Annotated in this window: 2 protein-coding genes; both read right to left on the bottom strand. The window is 40.0% G+C overall.

What is annotated here, in order from left to right; translation table 11 throughout:
- Window positions 1-169 precede the first annotated feature (169 nt).
- The gene (locus tag MUN53_RS08410) at window positions 170-1744 is read right to left on the bottom strand and encodes a T9SS type A sorting domain-containing protein (RefSeq protein WP_243324733.1); all 1575 of its coding nucleotides are present in this window, start codon (window positions 1742-1744) and stop codon (window positions 170-172) included.
- Complete coding sequence (locus MUN53_RS08405; protein ID WP_243324731.1) at window positions 1723-5673, bottom strand: hypothetical protein; 3951 nt, start codon at window positions 5671-5673, stop codon at window positions 1723-1725. The genes MUN53_RS08410 and MUN53_RS08405 overlap by 22 nt, the downstream gene beginning before the upstream one ends.
- Window positions 5674-6000 lie beyond the last annotated feature (327 nt).

Here is a 6000-nt window from a genome sequence, read left to right as displayed (position 1 = left end):
CCGAATTATAGGGAAGATTAGCGCACTTACAATCCTACAATACATCAACTATAAAAACAACAAACCCATTGGCAAAGTTAAATATGCGCTAATTTAATTCCGCCAACGGGTTAATTATATATTACAAAAACGTATTTCCTATTCATTTCTTTATTATCCTAATTACTTTTTATCGAACTCTAACCTTCACGCGCACATTTCCTGTCTCATTTTCTGCATAAACGACATAAATACCAGAAGGTACTGTCAACTGACTGGTTGTATTTCCAATATTGTCGCGACTTGTCACCATCCGTCCTGACATATCATATACTTGTACACGTTGCAAAGGTTCCTCTGGAGCGGACATAACCAGCAACTGTCCCGGAGTAGGCGAGTAAACGCAAATATCGCTTTCTGCTGAAATCCGGTTTTGAGAGGTCAGCGTAAAACGGCCATGACTCGGACCTGTCACCCGGAAGGTATAACTATCGTCATCCAAAGGTGTACTTTGTTTTGTCACCGCATCATACAGGTAAAGCTTCTCAGCAAATTGGGAAATACCACGAATGGTCAGCTCTACTTCTTCTCCTTTGTCTGCATAAACACCCAGAGGCACATTCTTGATCGACTGCATCGTGTTGAATTGCGCCGCCACGTCTCCAGCCACGGTATAAACCATCGGCGCGTCCAGTTCGGAGTCGAGCAAGAGCACGGCATCCTCCGAAGCCTCATACTCGTCGTGCCCCTTGTCGGATGTCAACAACCGGGCCACGCTTCGTGTCTCGCCCCGCTCCGCTGTCAAGGTCAGGATCGGGTTGGAGGCAGAATAAGACTTTGTATAGACATTATCTGTAGTCGTAGGCTTTGCCGCCATCATAGCTGTTGTAAATTTAATTGTCTTAGTTGTCGCATCCTTTTTCAGTTCCACAAAGAAAGCAGTCATTGGGGCGACATAGCTTTGAGCAGTCTTATCTGTATGATCATGATAGCCATTCGCTTCACTCCAGACAGTCACATCCGGTGTTCCTACAGATGTACCATTTCGATCCAACGTCCAAAACTTCTCTTCAAGATTAGTATTTTCCTCAAAGAACTCTTTCATATCCAAATAGGTCATATAAGGATTACCAATCAAGAAATGCCTATCATCACCATCCACGTCTGTATTAAGGTCGATTACGATATCATTACCAGTAGTATTATCAACTACATTTTTATCCATCAAAGCATAGGCATTACTCCGGTTAATCGGACTACCATCTGGATTCGATAAATTATTACTTGCTTTTGTGGAAACCTCATAACTATATTGTGTATCCGCTTTAGGCAGACGAACTAATGCTTTACCACTTGTATTAGCCTCAGGCAAATCTTCCACTCTTGCGTAGAAGCCTTTACCCTTGCTATATGGAACCCATACATCATTGTACTCAATACTCCAATTGGATTTTACTGCCGCTACATCTGTTGCGTTCTCATTCATATGGGTGTAGCCCTCTTTTGTCACATAAGCGATAGCCTTATCCCAAGCCTTCTGATAAAACGCAGGATTCCAACGGCTGTTTGTTGTCCCATTTTCATGTTTCCCTTTATACGTAATATCCGTAAAGGCGGCTGTCTCTTGCCGACCGTTATTGGATGGGGCGTACATATCGCCGGCATAGACGTTCTGCAACGGGGCGGACATCCAATAGGGCTTGCCCTCCTCCATCTCGAAGTCTACCCACGCTTTCCCGTACGTCAAGTAATCCTGACGATACATAGATGCCCCGGCTTGAAGTAGATTTCGCTTACCTTATTAATATAATAGGGGACAATATCTCCATCAGCATTTGCTACCGCCATTTCGTAACGGATAGAGTCTGCCATATCTTTACCATCCGACGTTTGTTCGCTCCAACCTTTTAAGAAACGATTATCGTTCGTATCTCTATTTTCTGATGCACTCTCATCTATTAGAGCCAATTCTTGATTTCCTGATAGGGTAATCTTGGTGAAATAAAGTGGTGAATAAGCATCATCAATATCATCCGATCCATTGGCATCTGTATTTGGACTGTCTGCATAACCGTCAAAATACAATTCACCTTTTGTTGATTGTTTCCATAAATTTTCATCATACCAATTATCGTTCGTATCGCCTGTCCATGTCAGGTATTGAGGAACAATCTTTACAGGCAACGTTATCAATCCATCACATTCGCTGGACAAACGAGTATCACTATAGTCATATTGTGCAAAAGGTATTAACAGCTCGTATTTTTTTCCTTCTTGTAATTTTCCTTTCGCCTCTTCTTTCAAAGAAATAGTTACAATCGCTTCTTCATCATCTGTTTTGGAAATATCCAGTTTAGCTGTTCCAATCTCCGGATATTCTTCATCTGGATTGTTTAAATACATGGCAACCCCTGATGATACATCCGCTGTTTTTAAATGCTCAGCCGCATCTGCCATTGATTCTTCAAAACCTTTTTGCAACGGAACCTTTAAAGCAATGCTTTCACCCATATTCGGATGACCTAAACGCAAAGAGACTTCGCCTTTAAAAGGATCTAATAGGTAACCCGGATGTAAGATAGGAACATCCTCGCTATATGTTCCTAATCGAACGGCTGTTATATCTGTACAATAAATTTTATCATTCACCACATTATAACCCATGATAAATGGCATGGCCACGATCGAATCATTTTGAATAGGACGAGTAAATTCGGTTGTAGCAATCTGTAATAAATCTTGTTCAAACAAACGTATCAACCCCTCTTTGATAGTTTCATTAACTGTTGATGCATTTCGAACATCATCTATATCAAATTCTTTATCAATATCTTCTTCCTTTCTAAATTCTTCTATTGCATGCTTTAAATCATAATCGCCGAATAGTTCATTTTTCGTCAATTTGTCATAATCAGCCTTTGAGCCTAAAAACCAATCGAAACTATAAGCTACATCACTTAGTTCAGATCCGTCTGTCCCTATCAAATCTGCTTCAATATGACGCAACGTACCCAGGCAAGCCAAAGCATTGGTATTATTTACCGTTTCCACGGTAATACGCACTGCCGGTTCTACCTTAAATGGAGATATCAAGACACAAGGATCTTTCAGGTTAAAAGATGTCGAATGATCTGCATCTCCTTCAGGGACTTCCCAATTTTCTACCGCTTGCGCTCCCTGTAAAACGACATGGTATTCACCGGATGCTACAATCGGATTGCCCTCGCTATCAAGACCAACCTGCTCACCTACATATTTCAAATCCGTATTGTTTACGTCTAAGGCATAAAGGTAAACTCTACCGGGATCATCCGCTTCTATCCACGAACAACGGATACGAGGTATTTGCAAGCGACTATAAAGCTCTTCTATAACTTTAAGATAGGTGTCTTCATATCCCTCTTTAGTAACATTCTCTTCTGTAAGACCTTGTAGAGCGATTTCCGTTATATTACCATTCGAATCCGAATCGGGTTCATAATCTGATTGATTATTTTTATATAAATTAACCGCTGTATTATAATCCTTAACTGCCCGTAAATTCAATATTTTTTCCCGTCTCAAAGCTTCTTCTTTACTACTTGGATAATTTTTATCCTCATAAACAGTCGAGTTTATAACTCGGAAAGAATACATAGATTGAGGTACCGGTACTCTTAAACTTTTATTCACGCGAACCCAACGATATTGATGTCCTTTCTTAAGTACGATTGGATTCGGATCATCATCATTACTCAGTTCTCTATCTGTAACATCAATCACATTTTCTGTCGTATTTTCGTCAAATCCTTCTACAAAGGAAAAATAAGTGTTACCGACATGGCTTTCCGCTGACACTTTTGTAGGATCTGTCGCATCTTTTCCATTCAAGCCAAAACGATATTTTACCAAATCAAAACCATTTTCCGGATCATTGCTATACAATTGCGTACTTTCATCCACAATAGACTCGTTCGCAGTCCATCCCATATTTCTTAACATGGTAGTATAATCCAAACTGACGGTCAGTGTAGCGGCATCGCAGGCATCATAACGTTGTACTTTGATGTTCGGCTTCGATTTATACACGCGCACATCGTCTATTGCGTAATCTGCACCATATGTATGAGCGGTATTGTTTTGTACTTCCAAATAATATGCTTCATAAGTCTGTTGTTCTGAAATGGAAAAAGAATAACAAAGTTGTTGCCATTTACCAACATTTTTATTTGCTGACTTACCTTCATATGTATAAGAATAATCCGTTAAAGCATCTCCGGACGTAAAACGATGTAAAACGACCTCTTTGTCACCTGTCTTACCTATAAAATTTATATTGATGTTAGGAGGTAATGGCTTGCCATCATTTGTTTCATTCCAAGTGGTCATATCGTTCACCCATGCTGTAACTGTCAATTCCGTATATTGGCAAATCACATCATCTAACTTCAATTTCACCCAACGTCCCGGCTCATTTGATGCATCTGTATAAAAGAAATAACCACATTCTTTACCACCTGTATTTGCATAAGTACGGTCATAAACCGATTTGGCATAAGGATTATTTCTCAATGAAAAGAACCAAAAATATTCACCATCATTAGATACTCCTGGAACGTTTGCGCTATGATACAATCCATATTGATTCTGCAAAGCAGCATGATTATGCGCCGTATACATCGTTATATTGGGATTTAAGAAAGCATACGTAGTTGATTCTGCACTCATCGGTGTAGAACATAAATTATTAGAACTTGAGAGTTCAGAAGATGGTATTCTAGCATCCATATCAAAATCCGCAGCACCGATAGCCTCATATAAATCCGAATGGGCTGCCGGATTTCTTCGAGGATCTGATGAGTTCTTTACATTCTCTTCCAACATGAATGCTGCATTAGCTTGCGGAATTATTTTGAACGTAGCTAATAACGGACTTTTCTGTCCATCAGAAGTCTCAGCATAAACATTTATAGTCGTATTCGATGAAACTTCACCCAATCCAATTACTTGTTTGTCCGAAGCGAGACTACCGCTTTTTCCTCCGTCATATACATATACATAATGATCTCCCGATAAAATAGTTCCATCCTGTTCATTTGCATACCAACAATAATTAGAAGGAAATGTTTTCATTTGAATGTTAATACCTTTAGCATCAGAAGGGGAGGCTATTTCATAGTGCTCTATACTATTATTCCCAGCATTTTTAATTTTTTCTGCAATTTCACTTGCAGGACGAATCACAAACTTATAGCGTTTAGATAATGTAGGTTCCGTTAATGTAGATCCAGATAAATTCTCGTCAGTATTCATGCTGACATCGCAGATTACAATATCCTCTGTATCTCCAGCGTTCCTTGTATATAAGATAGTTGACGCTCCTGTTGCTGTAGAGATATAATATGTTGTAGTTTGATCCGGTCCTAAACCAGCGTTTGTATGATCATTAAAAAAAGCTTGATACCAAAATAAAGAAGTTTTTTCTGGAGTTTCATGCAAAGCCGCAGCATGAGGTATTTTAGTATCCACTGTTCCTCCTTCTATAACCGCTTTATTTCTGAGATCTACAATTGTCGATTTAAATTTATTATTAATAGCTATCGGGTCCCCATTTTCATCAGCACGATACCAGCGAACATACCATTTATAATTGGGACTACCACCAGCCCGTCCATCATTGTTTCTCAACTCCGGCACATACAATTCTCTTGACATACCATCCGGAATATAAACTGTATCTACCCGTTCCGGAATATTCGTTTGCCGACTCCCATTTTTATATTGAATCGTATATTCTTGCCCCCACGCCTCATTCCAGTTGGCTCCAATAAACAGCAAGGCGAACACAAATGTAAGCAATTTGCAGGCTACCGGATAGGGACGTGCGGAATGGGCGAAATTCCCTTCGGAGGGAACCGCGGTTTCCTTCGGAAGAAACTTTTGTTTCATTCGGATGAAACTCTTTTTTCCCTCGGACGTATTTCGAGCGTCCCGCGCGGCCTCGCCGCGGGTCTCGCTCCTATATATAGTATATGTATCCTC

Source organism: Parabacteroides faecalis, assembly GCF_022809355.1.
GTDB lineage: Bacteria > Bacteroidota > Bacteroidia > Bacteroidales > Tannerellaceae > Parabacteroides > Parabacteroides faecalis.
This window is presented reverse-complemented; position numbering and strand designations above follow the sequence as displayed.